The following is an 18,233-nucleotide window of genomic DNA, read 5'->3' as shown; positions in this document are numbered from 1 at the left end:
CACTGTCACACTCCCGGCCCATCCCGGCGAGCGGGGGCGGAGTCCTCGCGGCAGGCGGGCCGGCGCCGCGTAAGGGCATGCGGAAGGGGGCGCCCGGATGAGCGGGCGCCCCCTTCGCGTGGCAGGGTGGTGTCGGTGCTCAGCCCAGTCGACTCACCGAGGAGTCGTCGAACGGGGCGTTCATCACCCTCGAGGACTCGCAGGACCAGAGGGTGCCGGTGCTCACCTTGATCTTGCAGACGTCGAAGTAGGCCGGAGCTGATGTAACCGCCCGGCTCGGCGTACGTCGTCCAGTAGGCGGTGTCCTGGCCGGCCGGGATGGTCCGCAACTTCCAGATGATCTTGCCGTTCTCGCCGTACGTGACCAGCCGGATGCCGATGGAGTAGCCGTCCGTCGCCGTGTCCTTCAGAGTGATCTGAATGGGGTCCAGCCGGTACGGCTGGACCCGCCACCCGATGTCCATGTGCCCGGAGAATTCGTGCTCCGTCACGGTGTCCGAGGTGGTCGGCAGGGCGGCCGCGGCGGGCGTGGCGGCGAGCGGGACGATCAGGACGGCGAGCGCGGCGGCGCAGGCCGCGACGGTGTACTGGAAACGCAAGATTCCCCCAAGGAACGAACTCGGCAGATCCGCCGAGATGATCATGGTAGCGGTAGCGGCGCCCTTCCCGGGTAGGTGCCGAACCAGGCTCGGACCGACCCCAGTCGGCGCTCACACCGTCGCGGGTTCGTGCCTTGTTCTGTGATCGCGAACAAATAGACTCTTCCCCAGTGACCGTACGAAGGTCGCCCCAGGACGGGCGGCCGCCGGGAATCGCCGAGGAGGGGTACTGACACGTGGGTAGCGGGCGGATGGATCCCGAAGCGCGTCCGCCGGTGATGGCGGACGTGGCCCGGGTCGCGGGCGTGTCCCACCAGACGGTGTCGCGGGTCCTCAACGGGGCCTCGCACGTACGCGAGGAGACCCGCGACCGGGTGCTCGCCGCGATCCGCCAGCTGGACTACCGGCCCAACTCGGCGGCGCGGGCCCTGGTCACCCGGCGCTCCCAGACACTGGGCGTCGTCAGCTTCGGCAGCGTGCTCTACGGGCCCGCCTCGATGCTCGACGGGATCGAGCAGGCGGCGCGCAGCGCGGGCTACTTCGTCAGTGTGGCGAGTCTGCGGTCCCTGGACAGCCGATCGGTGCAGGAAGCCGTGGACCGGCTGCGTGACCAAGGCGTGGAGGGTATCGCGGTGATCGCGCCGCAGACGTCGGCGGTCAGCGCGCTCGGCAAACTCTCGACCGTGGTGCCGGTGGTCGCGGTCGGCTCCGGCAGCGAGTCCCACGTGCCGGTGGTGGCGATCGACAACGAGTCGGGCGCTCTGGCGGCCACCCGGCACCTGCTCGACCTCGGGCACCCGACGGTGCATCATGTCGCGGGCCCGCCCGGCTGGTTGGAGACCACCGCCCGGCAGAACGGCTGGCGCCGGGCGCTGGAGGCGGCGGGCGCGCCGGTGCCCACGGTGCGGAGCGGGGACTGGAGCGCCCGCTCAGGGTACGAGGCCGGGCTGGGGCTGGCCGCGGACCCCGAGGTCACGGCGGTGTTCTGCGCCAACGACCACATGGCGCTCGGCCTGCTCCGGGCGTTGCACGAGTCGGGCCGGGCGATCCCCGGTGACATCAGCGTCATCGGGTTCGACGACATCTCCGAGGCCGCCTACTTCTCCCCGCCGCTGACCACCGTGCGCCAGGACTTCGGCGAGCTGGGACGTCGCGCGCTGGAGCTCCTGGTGGAGCAGCTGGCCGGCGTCGGCCACTCGCGCCACCACATCCTGGTGCCCCCCGAGATGGTGCTGCGCAGGAGCACGGGCCCAGCCCCGTCCCGCTGAGCGCGGGCTCCTCCCGTGGGTGTGCCGCAGCGCGCACGGGAGGAACGGAACGGGCTACGACGTACGGGGGAACAGGTCGTCCACGAAGCCGTTGCGGAAGACCCCGGCGGGATCGTGCTGGGCCATCAGCTTCTCGAAGTCGCCGGCGCGCTCGTAGCGGCCGATGACGTCCTCCGGTACGAGGGTGGTCAGTTTTCCCCAGTGGGGCCGGCCCCCGAGCGGTACGAGGCGGTTCTCGATGGCGGCGAGGACCGGCAGGACCGCCGCCGTGTCCTCGTTCCAGGTGAAGTGCAGCGCTACGGAGTCCTGCCGGTAGGCGGGGCTGAGCCAGAGGTCGTCCGCCGCGACGGTGCGGACCTCCGAGATCTGCAGGCAGGGACGTATGCGGTCGCCCAGGTCGCGCAGGACCACGAAGGCCTCGCGGGCCGCCGCGCGCGGGAGGAGCAGCTCGGACTGCAGCTCCGCTCCGCTGCTCGGGGTGAAGTCCGGCCGGAAATGGGGGAGCCGTTCGTGCCACGGCCCGGGGATGCCCGACTGCACGGTGCACCAGGTGCCGGGCATGGTCGGGATCGGGTGGCGCGGGCCGTCGGCCGGCCGGGCTCCGAGCCAACGGTCGCCGGGGCGTCCGGCGCCCGGCCGGTCCGTCCGCGTCTTGAGCCAGATCTGGGCGGCGTCCGCGTGCCAGTCGGTGAACACGCTGACGCTGTAGCCGGCGCCGGAGATCTCGTCGAAACCGTCCGACAGCCGGTCGAGGGAGAGCCCGTCGTAGACCCACTGGGCGACGTCGTAGGACGGCTCGATGTCGAGGGTGAGGTCGGTGACGATGCCGAGGGCACCCAGCCCGATCACGGCCCCGGCAAGCTGGTCCTGCGGGTTCTCGCGGCGCAGCTCCGTCAGCCGGCCGCCCGGACCGACCAGGCGCAGCCCCGCCACGGCCGTGGCCAGGCCGCGCAGGCCGTTCCCCGAGCCGTGCGTGCCGGTGGCGACGGCTCCCGCGACCGAGATCTGCGGCAGCGACGCCATGTTCGCCAGGGCGAAGCCCTCCTGGTGCAGCTCTCGGGCGACCTGCGCGTACCGCAGTCCGCCGGCGACGGTCACGGTTGAAGCGCGGCGGTCGATGTCGATCCGGGGCGGCAGGCCGTCCAGGCGCACGAGATCGCCCTCGGTGTCCGCGACGAGGTTGAAGGAGTGCCCGGTCCCGAGCGCGCGAATGCTCTGCGACGAGGCCACGATCTGCCGCAGCTCCTCGACCGAGGACGGGCTGTGCACCTGTCGGGCCCTGAACGTCACGTTGCCGGCCCAGTTGATCGGCGGGGAAGTCATCATCGCTCGTCTTTCTGATCGGGCAACTTTGTTATCGTTAACAATTACATTCGTTCTTCATCGTGTCAGCACCAGGAGGGTCCGTGCCACGGCCTGCCGACGACACCCGTCTCCCTACCATGGCGGACGTCGCCCACCTGGCCGGGGTCTCGCACCAGACCGTGTCCCGGGTGCTCAGCGGCCACCCGAACGTGCGCGAGGTGACCCGGGCGGGGGTACAGAAGGCGATCGACGAGCTCGGTTACCGCCGCAACTCCACCGCACGGGCCCTGGCCACCCGGCGCACCCGCACGCTGGGTGTGGTCGCGGCGGACACCACGCTGTTCGGCCCGGCCAGCACCGTCGCGGGGCTGGCGGAGTCGGCCCGGGCCGAGGGGTACATGGTCTCGACGGTCAGCGGGCGGGCGCTCAGCCGGCTCAGCCTCACCGAGGCGCTGCAACACCTCGGTGAGTGGGGTGTGGAGGGCGCTGTGGTGATCACCCCGCAGCGCGAGGCGGCCGCCGCGCTGTTCGAGCTGCGCCACCCCTTCCCGGTGGTGACCGTCGAGGGCGGCCACGACCTGGAGATCCCCAGCGTGTCGGTGGATCAGAACCTGGGCGCCCGATTGGTCACGGACCATCTGCTCGGGTGCGGCCACCGCACCGTCTGGCACGTGGCGGGCCCGCAGGACTGGCTGGAGGCGGCGGCCCGATTGGCGGGGTGGCAGGCGGCCCTGAAGGCGGCGGGCGCCGAGGTGCCACCGCCGCTGATCGGCGACTGGAGCCCGCTCTCCGGCTACCGCGCCGGTCAGGAACTCGCCGGCCGCGTCGGTCGCCGGGGTGCCGGGGGATCCGATCTGACGGCGGTATTCGCCGCCAACGACCAGATGGCCCTGGGTATCATGCGCGCCTTCCGGGAGGCGGGGGTGCGGATCCCCGTGGACGTGGCGATCGCCGGCTTCGACGACATCCCCGAGGCGGAGTTCTTCGCGCCCCCGTTGACGACCGTCCGGCAGGATTTCGCCGCGGTCGGCCGGGCCAGCATCCGGCTGCTGCTGGACCGGATCGAGGGCGGCGACCGTACCGGCATCCCGCACCATGTGATCGAACCTCAGCTCATCGTGCGGGGCAGCACGACGACCCCGGTGATCTGAGCCGCGCGCCGTGCCGATACGCCGCCGGCCCCCGAGAACTGCTCTCGGGGGCCGGCGGCGCAGCACGTGGGGAAGGCGTCAGGTCAGGAGCCGACCTTGCGCTTGTTGTAGACGTCGAAGCCGACGGCCGCCAACAGCACCAGGCCCTTGATGACCTGCTGGTAGTCGGTGCCGATGCCCACCAGTGACATGCCGTTGTTGAGCACGCCGAGCACCAGACCGCCGATGATCGCACCGAGGACGGTGCCGACGCCGCCGGAGGCCGAGGCGCCGCCGATGAAGGCCGCCGCGATCGCCTCCAGCTCGAAGTTGATACCGGCCTGCGGCGTACCGGCGTTGAGCCGGGCCGCGAAGACCATGCCGGCCAGCGCGGCCAGGACGCCCATGTTCACGAACGCCAGGAAGACGACGCGCTTGCTCTTCACACCGGACAGCCGGGCGGCCGGCTCGTTGCCGCCGATCGCGTAGGTGTGGCGGCCGAGGATCGAGTTGCGCATCAGGTAGCCGAAGCCGACCAGCAGGGCGCCCAGGATGAGCAGCACGATGGGGAAGCCGTGGTAGCTGGCGAGCGTCAGGGTGAACACGGTCACCGCGGCGGCGATGGCCACCAGCTTGGCGATGAAGAAGCCCACCGGCAGCAGGTCGAGCCCGAAGCTCGCGGCCTGGCGACGGCCGCGGAACTCCTGGAACACCGCGATCGCCAGCACGGCGATGCCGAGCAGCAGGGTCAGGTTGTGATAGTCGGTGTACGGGCCGACCTCCGGCATGAAGCCGCTGCTGATCTTCTGGAAACCGCGCGGGAACGGGGCCACGGACTGACCCTGGAGCAGGATCTGGGTGCCACCGCGGAACAGCAGCATGCCGGCCAGCGTGACGATGAAGGACGGGATGCCGACGTAGGCGATCCAGAACCCCTGCCAGGCGCCGGCGACCGCGCCGATCAGCAGGGCGACGACGAGCGCCACCGGCCAGGGCACGTCGTGTTTCACCATCATCACCGCGGCGGCCGCCCCGACGAAGGCGGCGAGCGAGCCGACCGACAGGTCGATGTGGCCCGCGATGATGACGATCATCATGCCGATGGCCAGGATCAGGATGTAGCTGTTCTGCTGGATCAGGTTGGTGACGTTGAGCGGCTTGAGGAGGGTGCCGTCGGTCCAGATCTGGAAGAGCACGATGATCAGCGCCAGCGCGACCAGCATGCCGTACTGGCGGATGTTGCCGCGCAGGGCCTGGACCAGCTGTTGCCCCACCCCGCTGCCGGCACCCGTGGGGCCGGTCGGCTTACCGTCGGTGGGTGTGCTCGGCTCGATGCCGGAGGTCTGTGTCTGGGCCATGCGTCACACCTGCTCGTTCTGGGTTGCCGCGCTCACGGTCATGAGGCGCATGAGTGATTCCTGAGTGGCGTCGGTGCGGTCCACCTCGCCGGTGAGCCGGCCTTCGGCCATGGTGTAGATCCGGTCGCACAGGCCGAGCAGCTCGGGCAGTTCCGAGGAGATGACCAGGACCGCCTTGCCCTGGGCGGCCAGGTCGGCGATCACCGAGTAGATCTCGGCCTTCGCGCCGACGTCGATGCCGCGGGTGGGCTCGTCGAGGATCAGCACGTCGGGCTCGGAGAAGATCCACTTGCTGAGGACGACCTTCTGCTGGTTGCCGCCGCTGAGCTTGCCGGTCTCCGCGAACACCGAGGGCGCCTTGATGTTCATCGAGGCGCGGAACTTCTCCGCGACCCGCGTCTCCTCGTGCTCGTTGACCCAGCCGCGCCGGGAGACCTTTCCCAGCGCGCTCAGCGAGATGTTCCGGCTGATGTCCTCGGACAGGTTGAGCCCGAGCTGCTTTCGGTCCTCGGTGACGTACGCGAGGCCGTGCCCGATCGCCTCCGGCACCGTACGGGTCCTGATCTCGACCCCGTCGAGCAGCACCCGCCCGCCGGTGTACCGGCCGTAGGAGCGGCCGAAGACGCTCATCGCCAGCTCGGTACGGCCGGCGCCCATCAGGCCGGCGACGCCGACGATCTCGCCGCGCCGCACATGGACCGAGACGTCGTCGACCACCTTGCGCTGGTGGTCGATCGGATGGAGGACGGTCCAGTCCTCGATGGCGAAGGCGACGTCACCGATGTCGGGGGTGCGCTCGGGGTAGCGGTGGTCGAGGTCGCGGCCGACCATGCCCCGGATGATCCGGTCCTCGGAGATGCCCTCGGTGCCGACGGCGACGGTCTCGATGGTCCGGCCGTCCCGCAGGATGGTGACGGAGTCGGCGACGCGGGCGATCTCGTTGAGCTTGTGCGAGATGATGATGCAGGAGATCCCCTGCGCCTTGAGTTCGAGGATGAGGTCGAGCAGCTTGCGGCTGTCCTCGTCGTTCAGCGCGGCCGTCGGCTCGTCCAGGATCAGGAGCTTGACCTCCTTGGCGAGCGCCTTGGCGATCTCGACCAACTGCTGTTTGCCCACCCCGATGTCCGCGACCCGGGTCTGCGGGTTCTCGTGCAGACCCACCCGCTGCAGGAGCTTCTTCGCGTGGGTGAGGGTGCGGTGCCAGCTGATGATGCCGCGCGAGGCGTGCTCGTTGCCCAGGAAGATGTTCTCCGCGATGGACAAGTAGGGCACCAGGGCGAGTTCCTGATGGATGATCACGATGCCGCGCTGCTCGCTCGCCCGGATGTCCTTGAACGCGCACGGCTCACCCTCGAAAAGGATGTCGCCCTCGTACGTGCCGTGCGGGTACACCCCGCTGAGCACCTTCATCAGGGTGGACTTGCCTGCGCCGTTCTCACCGCAGACGGCGTGGACCTCGCCGGGCGCCACGCTCAGGTTGACGTCGGAGAGCGCTTTGACGCCGGGGAAGGACTTGCTGATCGAACGCATCTCCAGGACGGGTCCGGCCATGATGTGCATCCGTTCGGGTCGGTGGCGGGGGCGGTCGGCCTGGTAGGCCGGGCCGCCCTCACCAGCGTTCCGGGGGCCCGGCCTTGGGCCGCCGCGGAACAGGTCGGGGACAGGTCGGGGAGCAGCTCCCCGGAGCCGGCTACTTGAGCTGAGCGGCGGAGAGCTGCCCGGTGTCGACCAGCACCTTGCGGTAGTTGTCCTTGTCGACGCTGACCGGCTGCAGCAGGAAGGCCGGTACGACCTTCTTGCCGTTGTTGTACTGCTTGGTGTCGTTGACCTGGGGCTTACCGCCGCTGAGCACCGCGTCACCCATCTGCACGGCCACCTTGGCGAGGGCGCGGGTGTCCTTGGAGACGGTCTCGGTCTGCTCGCCGGCGATGATGGACTTCACCGACGCCAGTTCGGCGTCCTGGCCGGTGACGATGGGCAGGTCCTTGCCCGCACCGCCGTAACCGACGCCCTTGAGCGACGACAGGATGCCGATCGAGATGCCGTCGTAGGGGGAGAGCACCGCGTCGACCCGCTCTGACGTGTAGGACTTGCTGAGCAGGTTGTCCATCCGGGACTGCGCGAGTCCGCCGTCCCAGCGCAGGGTGGCGACCTGGTTGAAGTTGGTCTGACCGCTGCGGACGACGAGCTTTTTGTCGGCGATGTACGGCTTGAGCACGCTCATCGCGCCCCGGAAGAAGAACGGGGAGTTGTTGTCGTCGGGAGAACCGCCGAACAGCTCGACGTTGAACGGGCCCTTGCCGTCCTTGAGACCGAGCTTGTCGGCGATGTAGGTGCCCTGGAGGACGCCGACCTTGTAGTTGTCGAAGGTCGCGTAGTAGTCGACGTTCTTGGTGCCGAGGATGAGCCGGTCGTAGGAGATCACCGGGATGTCGGCGTCCGCGGCCTTCTGCAGCACATCGGTGAGCGACGAGCCGTCGACGGCGGCGACGACCAGCAGCCGGGCGCCCTTGGTGATCATGTTCTCGATCTGGGACACCTGGTTCTCCACGACGTTGTCGCCGTACTGGAGATCGGTCTTGTACCCCTTGGCCTGGAACTGCTTGACCATGTTGGCGCCGTCGTTGATCCAGCGTTCCGAGGACTTCGTGGGCATCGCGATACCCACCAGGCCACCCTTGGCGTCAGCGTGTTTCGCATGGGGGCCAACGCCGTTGGCGGCCTGCCCGCAGGCGGCCAACACCATTGTTAGCGCAACCAGGGCGAGGCCTGTCGATATCTTCCGCACACTTCCTCCAGTGATGTGCCGTGGCCGGCGGGGCTCGTGTACGGCCTCCGCGTGACCCCGGTGTCCTCGGACCGGTCGAGTCCCCGTGGCCGGCGGGGTGCGATGAGGGCGCGGGGACCGCGCTCGGATCGGTCTCGGCCGACAGGGGCCCGGTGGCTGTTGGCAAGCCCGCCGGTGCCCGGCCTGGCCATGTCGCTGGCCTGGCGTTACAGCAGTGTTAACGCTAACAGAAAGGGCGTCAAGGGCCCTTGGGTCACCGTTTCGCATCGCACGACGTCGCGGGGCGCCGACCGCAGCCGGTACGGCGCCCCGCGACGTCCGCGCACAGAGCTTACGAACCGGCGGGCGTCCAGTCGCCCAGCCAGTCGTCGATCTCCTGGCCGGCCGCCTGCGCCTTGGTCAGGTACGGGCGGTCAGGGCCCTCGGCGCCCGCGCCGGGGCCGGTGTTCCCGTACTCCGCGAAGCGGTCGTCCTTCCAGGAGAAGCCGCCCATATCGGACCACGGGGCGGCACTGACGGGCTTGCCGAGCGTCGAGTGGCTCACGGTAGTCTGCGGGTCGAGGGACGCGTCGCCGCCCGCGTGCCAGGGCCTGCCGAGGGCGAAGCCCCCGGGCGCGACGGCGCCGTCGATGGTGGAGCGGGTGATCAGGAAGCCCTTGCGGCCGGCGGCGGTGCTGGGCGCCGTGACGCAGCCTCCCGAGCTCCCGTCCCACCGCTTCTTGAGGGTGAGCACCGACCGGTCGATCACGGCGGTGGCCCCGCCGAAGACGAAGTCGACGTTGCCCACGATCTCGGAGTTGGTGACGCGGACCCGGCCGGGCTTCTTCCCGGCGGCGTCCAGCTCAAGGGTGTCCTGGTCGCCCGTGACGCTCACGGTGTCGAGCACCACCCGGTCGGCGGCGGTGCGCAGCGCCACCGCCTGGGCGCTGATCCCGGGGTGGGCCTTCTCGTCGAAGTCATTGGAGATCGTGAGGTTGCGGGCCTCGAAGTCATCGGCCTCGATGGCGACGGTGGCGCTGCCGCCCGTCCCGTAGGTGCCGGTTCCACCCGGTTTGGGGGTTCCTGAGGCGTGATTCTGCACGATGACGGTGTCCTGGCGACTGCCGCCGGTGCCCTGCAGGGTGAGGTGCGGCTTGTTCGACGGGATCTTGACCGTCTCCCGGTAAGTGCCCGGCTTGATGGCGATGACGATCCGGGAGGCGCTGTTCGCCGGAGCGGCGTCGACGGCGGCCTGCACGGTTCGGTACCGGCCCGAGCCGTCCTTGGCGACGGTGAAGGCGGTCGTGGCTGCGGGGGCGGGGGGCCGTGGCCACGGGAGCGGAGGGGGTGGCGGACACGGCGGACACGGTGCCGATGGCGGAGCGGGGGCCGGCGCCGGACTTCACCTTCGCGGGGACGGCGGTGGCCGGGTCGAGGGTGTAGGCGTAGTACGCCTTGGGGTCGAAGGCCGTCCCGCCGTTCTCGTTGCGGCCGCTGGTGTGCACGAAGAGGTTGCCGTGCTGCACGAGGGCGGCGGTGGGGTCCTTGATGACCGGGTTGGCGAGGCCTTCGAAGTAGCTGTTCTCCAGCACCATCCGCGTCCTGCCGCGCGCGTAGTTGCCGTAGGCCGCGGTGATGGACGTGCCGGGGTCGTCCTGGAGGAAGTTGTTGTACAGGTGCGCGTGCGCGACGTTGTCGGCGGAGGGGTTGCGCTGCTGGGTCTCGTGGAACCAGTTGTGGTGGATCGTGATGTCGGCCGTGGTGTGCTCGGTCCAGCCGATGCCGAAGGCCTTGTTGTCGTGCGTCAACCGGTTCCAGGACACCGTCAGATAGGTGGTGTCCTTGCGGCTGTCGATCAGCCCGTCGGCCATGTTGCGCAGATCGTTGTGATCGATCCAGACGTGGTGGGCGCCGTCCATCTGGATGGCGTCCCAGTCGTGCTCCTTGTCGTTCCACGTGCCGGCGTACGAGTCGCGGATCGTGAGGTTCCTGATGATCACGTTGTGTACGCCCTGACCGAGGAAGAACCCTCCGCCGACGATCTGGCCCGCGGTTCCCGAGCCGACGATCGTCTTGTCGGAGGCGACCTTGATCTCCTTGCCCTTGGGGGTCATGGTGATCGTCCCCGCCACGACGATGACGTACGGCTTCGTGGCGGTCGCGTACTTCTCCAGGTCGGCCAGGCTCCGTACCGTGACGATCGCGCCGCCGCGGCCGCCGTACGTGCCGTTCTGCCCCAGCGCGTTGACCGAGGCGAAGCCGTCCGCGCTCGCGCCGGCCCAGGCCGGGGTGGTGGTGGCCGCGGCCGCCTTCGGCTGCGCGTCGTCACCGAACGCCCCGAAGGCCGCTCCGTACGTCACGCCGACAGCGGTGGTCAGCGCCACCGGGAGACCGATCATCAAGCCGAGTCGGCGCCTGCGGTGGCGTGCCTTGTGCTGAGTGCTTTCCATGACCTCATCTGCCCTGGGGGTTCGTTGGTGGGTGTCGCACCCACCAGTCACCACCACGGCCGCAAAGGTTGCCGCGCCCGCCAGGAATTACGGGCCCGCCCTCCGGGCGGACACCGCCCATGTGACGACACGCCCTGGCGGCGGCCGTCGCTGCTCAGGTGCTGCGAGCGAAGTCGCCCCAGACCGCGGGCTTTCCGTCCGCCGTGCCGGCCTCGATCCGATAGCTGTCGGCCCTGGCGTCCCGCCCGCCCGCGGTGTGGTTGTACTGGCCGGCGAAGGTGTGCTGTCCCGCCGGGACGGTCCTGCCCGCTTTGAGGGTCCAGTGGTAGACGAGCCAGTCGTCGTCCTCCCGTACGGAGAGGGTGAAGTCGTCGGCGGGCAGGGTTCGCCAGCTGTCGGTGCTGTGCACACCGCCGGTCTGGGCGATGCGCAGTTCCACGCTCAGCGCGGTGAGGGTCGTGCGCGTCTTGAGGGTGACGTTGCTCTGGGCCCAGAAGGTGTTGCTGTGGGGATCGACGGATCCGTCGGCCCACAGGGGTCCGTCCTCGGTGTGCGGACGGCTCGGCGGGGTGGCGGTCGTGTGGCCGGGCCGGGGTGTGCTGGACGGCGTGGTGGGCCGGCCGGTCCTGGAGGGCGGTGGTGCGGTGCGGCTCGGCTGCCCGGGTCCGGCGCCGTTCGGCGACGGGGAACCGGGGGAGGGGGATCGCGGCGTCCCGGGGCCGCCGACGGTGGACTCCTGGTGCGGTTCGTGGTTCCTGACGACGGCGCCCACCGCGAGCCCTCCGACGGCCAGGGTCGCGGCGGTCACCAGGGTGGTGAGCACGACCTTCGGCCAGGACGGGGCGATCCGGTTGCGGTGCCGGGCGGTGCGGGCACCGGCCGGGCCGGGGTCGGCGGGGTCGGGGGAGGCGAGCATGCCGCGCTGGACGCGGGCGAGCATGCGCGCCCGGTCCGGCTGGTGGGCGGATGCGGCCCGCCGCAGCTGACTGCGTACGTCGTCCATCAGCTCCTCCTCCCCGCGAGTGCCTCGGCGGCCCGTCCGCTGAGGGTGCGTTCCAGTTCCGCCAGGCCTTTGGAGGTCTGGCTCTTCACCGTACCGACCGATATTCCCAGCGCGAGGGCGGTGTCCTTCTCCGACAGGTCGAGAGCGTGCCGCAGCACGACGCACGCGCGTTTGCGGAAGGGAAGCCGGCCGAGTGCGGCGCGGACGTCCACGACCGCCGCGATGTCCGGGTCCTCCGTCCGGTCGTCGTGCCGGGACCAGAACAACGCGACGCGCCGCCGCTCACGGACCGCGCCGCGGATGCGGTTGCGCGCCATGTTCGACACCACGCCCCGGGCGTAGGCCAGGGGGTGGTCGGCGCTCCGCACCCGGTCCCAGCGGTGCCAGAGCGCGGTCAGCGCGTCCGCGGCGAGGTCGTCCGCCGCGTCCGCCTCGCCCGTCAGGAGATGGGCGAGGCGGGCGAGTTCGGCGTAGTGGCGCTCGAAGAAGTCGTGGAACTCGGCGGATGCGTCCTCGAGAAGCATGTCCGTGGCGACCTCTTCAGGAAATGTGAGCGTTCACATAAGTGGAGGCGGCAGCTTAGCAACCGCCGGCCGCGGGTGGCCCGGTGGGCCGCCGGACGGCCGCTCCAGCGTCAGGAGGTGCCTCCCGTCGAGGTCAGGACGCCCGCGCCGGCCTTCTTCGCGAGTGCCGCGGGCAGCCCGGCGGCGGGCTCCAGACCCGCGGTCAGCTTCGGCGTCCAGTTCACCGCCGTTTTGATCTTCTTGGAGGAGTGCTCGGCGTTGTATGCCGCGACGAGGTCGGTCACGGTGCCGTTGACCAGGTTGCCGCTGCCCGCCACCGAGCCGGTGCCGTCCCCGCTGAGCAGCTGCGAGGTCTTGCGGCCGCCGGACAGGGCCCAGTAGTTGTTCTGCGCCACGACCTGGGCCTTGGCCCGGGAGTTGATGCTGTAGCTGTGGGTGTAGTTGTTGAGCGTCGCGGTGTCGTAGTAGTTGTCGTACAGGTGTATCTGGCCGACCCGGGCGAGCGGGGCGCGCTGCACGATGCCCTGGAAGACGTTGTGGTGGAGCGTCACCCGCAGCTTGGTGTCCTTGTCACTGCTGCCGATGAGCATCGTCTTGTCGTGGTTGGTGAACCGGTTGTACTCCACGGTGACCAGGTCGGAGGCGTTGGTGATGTCCAGGGCGCCGTCGTGGACCTGGTACTCGCGCCCGAAGTACGACGGGTTCGCCTTGTCGTAGTGCGGGCCGTCGCCGAAGGTGTTGTGGTCGGCCCACACGTGCGTGGAGCCGCGCACCGTGAGCGCGTCGTACTCGGAGTTCCAGTTCCCGGTCGAGCCGTCGGTCGGGTCCCACTGGGGGAAGCAGTCGCGGGTGTCGGTGAGGCTGAGGTTGCGGATGATGACGTTGTCCGCGTTCTTCACCTGGAGGCTGCCGCCGGTGATCGCCGCGCCCGTGCCGGGCACGCCGACGATCGTGGTGCGGGAGGGAACCGTCAGGACCACCCGCGCGGCCTGCCGGGCCTGCGCCGCGCCGCGCGCCGACTCCGCCGCTCCGCTGGGCACCTTGCCGCGGCCCCAGGTGGCCGGGTCGTAGGCCTTGAGGTAGGTGCTGAGCGAGTAGCCGGTGCCGGCGGCGTAGTCCACGCAGCCGAGGGCCTTGCCGGAGTCGTCGGTGTTGGCGTCGATGACGCCCTTGATCTGGATGATTCGCGGGGCGCCGGTGGGGCCGGACTTGAGGGCCTTGGCCAGCTGGGCCCTGGTGGAGACGGTGAAGGTGTGGGCGGTGTCGGCGGCCTGGCCGCCGGTGGTGCCCGAGCCGTCGGCGGCCCAGCCGTCCTTGGCGGGCAGGGCCGCGTGCGCGAGGTCGACGGAGGCCGCGCCGGCGCCCATGGTCAGCGGTACGACGGCGAGGCCGGCGGCCGCCAGGGAGGCGACGCCGATCAGTGCCATCAGGCGTCGGGACGGCGAGCGGCGGTGCGAGGAGGCAGACACGTGATGTCGTTCCTTCGGTGCGGAGAGAGGGTTCGCCTCTTCAGTGGCCGCCGCCGCAGGGAAGGTTGCCGCCGTACGTGGGATTTTTTTCGGTGCCGCCGCCCGGTGGAGGAACAGGAGCTGCCGCGGGACCGCGGCCGGACTCTGGCGCTACCGCGGCCGGGTTGCGGTGGGGAGCGCGCCGGGGTTCCCGGGAACCGCGCCCGTTGTCGATTTGTGACCAGCGCGGAGCATTGACGCCACCTCTTGTTAACGCTCACACTCTGGGGGTCGGTAACCTCGGTGCAACATTCCGGGGTGGCCGGCCGCGCGTCGGAGACCAGCCCCACCCGTTGCACCCCACGGCCTCACCATCTTGAACGGAAAGCGCGACCCATGAGTGTTAACGCTAACAATTCTTCTCGGCCCAGCTATGTCCTGGGGATCGACTACGGCACGCTCTCCGGCCGCGCCGTCGTCGTCCGCGTCTCGGACGGCGCCGAGATGGGCAGCGCCGTCCACGCGTACTCACACGCGGTGATCGACGACCGGTTGCCCGGCACCGACGCGCCGCTCCCGCCGGACTGGGCGCTGCAGCATCCAGAGGACTGGCTGGACGTGATCCGGCGAGCCGTCCCCGAAGCCATCGCCGCCGCCGGGATCGATCCCGGCGACGTGATCGGCATCGGCACCGACTTCACAGCCTCCACCTGCCTTCCCGCCGGCGCCGACGGCACCCCGCTCTGCCTCCGCCCGGAGCTCGCCGCCCGGCCGCACGCGTGGCCCAAGCTGTGGAAGCACCACGCGGCCCAGCGTCAGGCCGACCGGATCAACGCGCTGGCCCACGAGCGCGGTGAGGGCTGGATCGCCCGCTACGGCGGCCTGATCTCCTCCGAGTGGCAGTACGCCAAGGCGCTCCAGGTGCTGGAGGAGGACCCGGACACCTACCGGCTCACCGACCGCTGGATCGAGGCGGCGGACTGGATCGTCTGGCAGCTCACCGGTGTCGAGACCCGCAACACCTGTACGGCCGGCTACAAGGGGATCCACCAGAACGGCGGCTACCCGACGGCCGAGTACCTGGGCGCCCTCAACCCCGACTTCGCGGACTTCGCCCAGACCCGGCTGGAGCACCCGCTCTCCCCGCTGGGCGGCCGGGCCGGTGGCCTGACGGCAGGGGCCGCCGCCTGGACGGGACTCCCGGAGGGCATCGCCGTCGCGGTCGGCAACGTGGACGCCCACGTCACCGCCCCGGCGGCCCGGTCGGCCGGTGTCGGCGAGATGCTCGCCGTGATGGGCACCTCCACCTGCCACATCCTCAACGGCGAGAAGGTCGCCGAGGTCCCCGGCATGTGCGGGGTGGTCGACGGGGGAGTGGTCGACGGGCTGTGGGGTTACGAGGCGGGACAGAGCGGCGTCGGCGACATCTTCGGCTGGTTCGTCGAGCACGGCGTACCGCCCGTCTACCACGAACAGGCCGCCGCGGAGAACGTCAGCGTGCACGCGCTGCTGTCCCGGCTGGCAGCGGACCAACCGGTCGGCGGGCACGGCCTCGTGGCGCTCGACTGGTGGAACGGCAACCGCTCGGTCCTCGTCGACCACCGGCTGTCCGGAGTACTGGTCGGTGCCACCCTGGCCACCCGACCGCCGGAGATCTACCGGGCGCTGCTCGAGTCGACGGCCTTCGGCACCCGCGTCATCGTCGAGGCCTTCGAGGACTCCGGCGTGCCCGTCACGCGCTTCACCGCGGCCGGCGGCCTCACCAAGAACCCGCTGTTGATGCAGATCTACGCGGACGTCCTGCGCCGCCCCCTGAGCATCGCGGTCTCCGAGCAGGCGCCGGCGCTGGGCTCCGCCATCCACGCGGCGGTGGCGGCCGGGGCCTACGACAGCGTCCAGGCCCCGCGGCCGAGGTGATGGGGCGTGTGCACGAGGACCGGTACTTGCCGGACGCCGCCCGTGCCGACGCGTACGACCGGCTGTTCGCCGAGTACCGCGCCCTGCACGACCTGCTCGGCGGCGAGCACCGCGGGGTGCTGCACCGGCTGCGCGAGTTGCGCAACGAGTCCAGCACCTCTGCCGCCAACTGACGCGCACGGAAGGCCGCTTTCATGACCGATTCCAGGAACGACCTCAGGAACGATGCCGTGACCGATCCCACGTTCGGCCCCGAGACCGACGCAGCGATCAAGCTGATCCGGCAGCAGGTCAGTGATCTGCATCAGGAACTCGTCCGCTACCAGCTCGTGGTGTGGACCGCGGGGAACGTCTCGGCCCGCGTGCCGGGCCACGACCTGATGGTCATCAAGCCGAGCGGTGTCTCCTACGACGACCTGACGCCTGAGAACATGATCGTCTGCGATCTGGAGGGCAAGGTCGTCGAGGGGGCGCACAACCCGTCCTCGGACACCGCCGCCCACGCCTTCGTCTACCGCCACATGCCCGAAGTGGGGGGCGTGGTGCACACCCACTCCACCTACGCCACCGCCTGGGCGGCCCGCGGCGAGGCGGTGCCCTGCGTCGTCACCGCGATGGCGGACGAGTTCGGCGCGGAGATCCCCGTCGGCCCGTTCGCGCTGATCGGCGACGACTCGATCGGCCAGGGCATCGTGGCCACCCTCCAGGGACACCGCTCGCCCGCCGTGCTGATGAAGAGCCACGGCGTGTTCACCATCGGCAAGGACGCCAAGGCCGCCGTCAAGGCAGCCGTGATGTGCGAGGACGTCGCCCGCACCGTCCATATCTCCCGTCAGCTCGGGGAACCGGTCGGCATCGCCGCGCCGGACATCGACTCGCTCTACGACCGCTATCAGAACGTGTACGGCCAGCAGCCCGCCGGCCGCGAAGGAGCTCAGCAATGAAGTCGCTCGAAGGCCGTGAAGTCTGGTTCCTCACCGGAAGCCAGGGGCTCTATGGACCGGACACGCTCCAGCAGGTCGCCGAACAGTCCCAGCAGATCGCCGCGGCCCTCAACGAGAGTCCGGACATATCGGTCCGGGTGAAGTGGCTGCCCGTACTCACCGACGCGGAGGCGATCCGGCGGGTCTGCCTCGACGCCAACGCCGCGGACGACTGCGTCGGTGTGATCTCCTGGATGCACACGTTCTCCCCGGCCAAGATGTGGATCGCCGGCCTCGACGCGCTGCGCAAGCCGATGCTGCACCTGCACACCCAGGCCAACAGGGAGCTGCCGTGGAGCTCCATCGACATGGACTTCATGAACCTGAACCAGGCGGCCCACGGAGACCGCGAGTTCGGGTACATCCAGTCCCGCCTGGGAGTGCCCCGCAAGACGGTCGCCGGACACGTCAGCAACCCATCGGTGACCCTGCGCATCGGTGCCTGGGCCCGAGCCGCGGTCGGGCACCATGCCCTGCGCACGCTGCGGGTGGCGCGGTTCGGTGACAACATGCGCGACGTCGCGGTCACCGAGGGCGACAAGGTCGAGGCGCAGCTGCGGTTCGGCGTCTCCGTCAACACCTACGGGGTCAACGACCTGGTCGCCGTGGTGGACGCGGTGGCCGACGCCGACGTCACCGAGCTGACCAAGGAGTACCAGGAGAGCTACCGCCTCGCGCCCGAACTGCGCCTCGGAGCGGAGCGGCACGGCTCGCTGCGGTACGCGGCGCGGATCGAACTCGGCATGCGGGAGTTCCTCACCGACGGTGGTTTCCAGGCGTTCACCACCAACTTCGAGGACCTCGGCGGGCTGCGCCAGCTGCCCGGTCTGGCCGTGCAGCGCCTGATGGCGGACGGCTACGGCTTCGGCGGCGAGGGGGACTGGAAGACCTCCGCGCTGCTGCGCACGCTGAAGGCGATGTCCGCCGGTCTGCCCGGTGGCACGTCGTTCATGGAGGACTACACGTACCACCTGGAGGCCGGGCAGGAGGTCATCCTCGGCGCGCACATGCTCGAGGTCTGCCCGTCGATCGCCGCCGAGGTCCCCTCGTGCGAGATCCACCCGCTGGGCATCGGCGGCCGGGAGGACCCCGTCCGCCTGGTCTTCGAAGCCACCCCGGGTCGGGCGGTGGTCGTGGGTCTCGCCGACATGGGGGACCGGTTCCGGCTGGTCGCCAACGAGATCGACGTGGTCGCCGCCGCCGAGCCGCTGCCGAATCTCCCGGTGGCCCACGCGGTGTGGAAGCCGCGGCCCGACCTGCGGACCTCGACCGAGGCCTGGCTCACGGCCGGCGGTCCGCACCACACCGTGCTCTCCAGCGCCGTCGGGAGGGAAGAGCTCGAGGACTTCGCGGAGATGGCCGGAGCGGAACTCCTGGTCATCGACGCGGAGACCACGATCCGCCAGTTCACCAAGGAGATCCGCTGGAACCAGGCGTACCACCGTCTGGCGCGGGGTTTCTGAGCGGCTTCGGCCGCATTC

At 70.2% G+C, this 18,233-nt stretch carries 12 protein-coding genes and 2 pseudogenes; 5 read left to right on the top strand and 9 right to left on the bottom strand.

Annotated features, from left to right (window positions below; translation table 11 throughout):
• Nucleotides 1-5: 5 nt before the first annotated feature.
• Nucleotides 6-599 (bottom strand): hypothetical protein, encoded by a 594-nt coding sequence (locus M2266_RS01165; RefSeq protein WP_277436369.1) that lies wholly within the window; start codon nucleotides 597-599, stop codon nucleotides 6-8.
• A 251-nt stretch (nucleotides 600-850) separates the two neighbouring features.
• Here M2266_RS01165 and M2266_RS01160 point away from each other — a divergent pair, with 251 nt between their 5' ends.
• Complete coding sequence (locus M2266_RS01160) at nucleotides 851-1,867, top strand: LacI family DNA-binding transcriptional regulator (protein WP_277436368.1); 1,017 nt, start codon at nucleotides 851-853, stop codon at nucleotides 1,865-1,867.
• Nucleotides 1,868-1,921: 54 nt separating this feature from the next.
• Here the strand turns inward: M2266_RS01160 and M2266_RS01155 are convergent, their stop codons facing one another.
• Nucleotides 1,922-3,193 carry an FAD-binding protein gene (locus M2266_RS01155; RefSeq protein ID WP_277436367.1) on the bottom strand — a complete coding sequence of 424 codons (1,272 nt, stop codon included), beginning with the start codon at nucleotides 3,191-3,193 and terminating at the stop codon, nucleotides 1,922-1,924.
• A 116-nt stretch (nucleotides 3,194-3,309) separates the two neighbouring features.
• On the opposite strand from M2266_RS01155, the gene M2266_RS01150 reads away from it, so the two are divergent.
• Nucleotides 3,310-4,323 (top strand): LacI family DNA-binding transcriptional regulator, encoded by a 1,014-nt coding sequence (locus tag M2266_RS01150; RefSeq protein ID WP_277436366.1) that lies wholly within the window; start codon nucleotides 3,310-3,312, stop codon nucleotides 4,321-4,323.
• Between the two features lie 83 nt (nucleotides 4,324-4,406).
• Here the strand turns inward: M2266_RS01150 and mmsB are convergent, their stop codons facing one another.
• The 7 genes and pseudogenes from mmsB to M2266_RS01115 all read right to left on the bottom strand — a co-directional run bounded on the left by mmsB (nucleotide 4,407) and on the right by M2266_RS01115 (nucleotide 13,873).
• Complete coding sequence (gene mmsB, locus M2266_RS01145; protein WP_277436365.1) at nucleotides 4,407-5,660, bottom strand: multiple monosaccharide ABC transporter permease; 1,254 nt, start codon at nucleotides 5,658-5,660, stop codon at nucleotides 4,407-4,409.
• Between the two features lie 3 nt (nucleotides 5,661-5,663).
• Nucleotides 5,664-7,211, bottom strand: a complete 1,548-nt coding sequence (gene mmsA / locus M2266_RS01140) for a multiple monosaccharide ABC transporter ATP-binding protein (protein WP_277436364.1) — start codon at nucleotides 7,209-7,211, stop codon at nucleotides 5,664-5,666.
• Nucleotides 7,212-7,350: 139 nt separating this feature from the next.
• Nucleotides 7,351-8,406: a multiple monosaccharide ABC transporter substrate-binding protein gene (gene chvE, locus M2266_RS01135; protein WP_277436363.1), complete on the bottom strand. Its 1,056-nt coding sequence runs from the start codon at nucleotides 8,404-8,406 to the stop codon at nucleotides 7,351-7,353.
• A gap of 373 nt (nucleotides 8,407-8,779) precedes the next feature.
• Nucleotides 8,780-10,877, bottom strand: a pseudogene (locus tag M2266_RS01130) (pectinesterase family protein).
• Between the two features lie 154 nt (nucleotides 10,878-11,031).
• Nucleotides 11,032-11,880: a hypothetical protein gene (locus tag M2266_RS01125; RefSeq protein ID WP_277436362.1), complete on the bottom strand. Its 849-nt coding sequence runs from the start codon at nucleotides 11,878-11,880 to the stop codon at nucleotides 11,032-11,034.
• Complete coding sequence (locus tag M2266_RS01120; protein WP_277436361.1) at nucleotides 11,880-12,404, bottom strand: SigE family RNA polymerase sigma factor; 525 nt, start codon at nucleotides 12,402-12,404, stop codon at nucleotides 11,880-11,882. The genes M2266_RS01125 and M2266_RS01120 overlap by 1 nt, the downstream gene beginning before the upstream one ends.
• A gap of 110 nt (nucleotides 12,405-12,514) precedes the next feature.
• Nucleotides 12,515-13,873, bottom strand: a complete 1,359-nt coding sequence (locus M2266_RS01115; RefSeq protein ID WP_277436360.1) for a polysaccharide lyase family 1 protein — start codon at nucleotides 13,871-13,873, stop codon at nucleotides 12,515-12,517.
• A 375-nt stretch (nucleotides 13,874-14,248) separates the two neighbouring features.
• Between M2266_RS01115 and araB the strand changes: the two are divergent.
• From araB to araA, 3 genes and pseudogenes are all read left to right on the top strand, one after another.
• Nucleotides 14,249-15,942, top strand: a pseudogene (araB, locus tag M2266_RS01110) (ribulokinase).
• Between the two features lie 57 nt (nucleotides 15,943-15,999).
• On the top strand, nucleotides 16,000-16,713 hold the full coding sequence (locus tag M2266_RS01105) for an L-ribulose-5-phosphate 4-epimerase (RefSeq protein WP_277436359.1): 714 nt from the start codon (nucleotides 16,000-16,002) through the stop codon (nucleotides 16,711-16,713).
• Complete coding sequence (araA, locus tag M2266_RS01100) at nucleotides 16,710-18,215, top strand: L-arabinose isomerase (RefSeq protein ID WP_277436358.1); 1,506 nt, start codon at nucleotides 16,710-16,712, stop codon at nucleotides 18,213-18,215. The genes M2266_RS01105 and araA overlap by 4 nt, the downstream gene beginning before the upstream one ends.
• The last annotated feature ends 18 nt before the right edge of the window (nucleotides 18,216-18,233 follow it).

The sequence above is a fragment of the Streptomyces sp. SPB162 genome, assembly GCF_029504575.1.
Lineage (GTDB): Bacteria > Actinomycetota > Actinomycetes > Streptomycetales > Streptomycetaceae > Actinacidiphila.
Note: the sequence above shows the minus strand (reverse complement) of the source record. Positions and strands in the feature narration are given on the sequence as shown.

Bases quoted from the DNA above. Each gene is read 5' to 3' on its own strand.
- M2266_RS01155 (WP_277436367.1), bottom strand. From the start codon at position 3,193: ATGATGACTTCCCCGCCGATCAACTGGGCCGGCAACGTGACGTTCAGG.
- M2266_RS01160 (WP_277436368.1), top strand. From the start codon at position 851: ATGGATCCCGAAGCGCGTCCGCCGGTGATGGCGGACGTGGCCCGGGTC.
- araA (WP_277436358.1), top strand. From the start codon at position 16,710: ATGAAGTCGCTCGAAGGCCGTGAAGTCTGGTTCCTCACCGGAAGCCAG.
- chvE (WP_277436363.1), bottom strand. From the start codon at position 8,406: ATGGTGTTGGCCGCCTGCGGGCAGGCCGCCAACGGCGTTGGCCCCCAT.
- M2266_RS01120 (WP_277436361.1), bottom strand. From the start codon at position 12,404: ATGCTTCTCGAGGACGCATCCGCCGAGTTCCACGACTTCTTCGAGCGC.
- mmsB (WP_277436365.1), bottom strand. From the start codon at position 5,660: ATGGCCCAGACACAGACCTCCGGCATCGAGCCGAGCACACCCACCGAC.
- M2266_RS01150 (WP_277436366.1), top strand. From the start codon at position 3,310: ATGGCGGACGTCGCCCACCTGGCCGGGGTCTCGCACCAGACCGTGTCC.
- M2266_RS01125 (WP_277436362.1), bottom strand. From the start codon at position 11,880: ATGGACGACGTACGCAGTCAGCTGCGGCGGGCCGCATCCGCCCACCAG.
- mmsA (WP_277436364.1), bottom strand. From the start codon at position 7,211: ATGGCCGGACCCGTCCTGGAGATGCGTTCGATCAGCAAGTCCTTCCCC.